Origin of the sequence: Streptomyces sp. NRRL F-2580 (assembly GCF_000720115.1) — a bacterium.
GTDB lineage: Bacteria > Actinomycetota > Actinomycetes > Streptomycetales > Streptomycetaceae > Streptomyces.
The window spans coordinates 1-283 of sequence record NZ_JOIR01000130.1 but is presented as its reverse complement, the minus strand read 5'-3'; the positions used below and the strand labels follow the sequence as shown (position 1 = coordinate 283).

General features: G+C 71.7%; 1 protein-coding gene. It reads right to left on the bottom strand.

Annotated elements, in window-relative coordinates; all coding sequences use genetic code 11:
• Positions 1-283, bottom strand: a 283-nt coding sequence (locus tag IF88_RS41805) for a homocysteine S-methyltransferase family protein (protein WP_037808934.1), incomplete at both ends; no start/stop codon positions are given.

Sequence of the window (283 nt, the reverse complement as noted above, 5' to 3'; positions counted from 1 at the left end):
GTGCGCGCCCTCACGGATCTGGTCCCGGGCCATCTCCACACAGTCGTCCCAGCGGCCCTCCAGCATCGCCTCACGGAACTTCTTCGACCCGTTCGCGTTCGTCCGCTCACCGATCGCCATGTACGAGGTGTCCTGACGGAACGGAACCGTCTGGTAGAGCGAGGCGGCGCCCGGCTCGGGCTGGGGGGTGCGCTCGGTGAGCGCGGTGCCGCGGACCCGCTCCACGACCTGGCGCAGGTGCTCCGGGGTGGTGCCGCAGCAGCCGCCGACGAGGGAGAGGCCG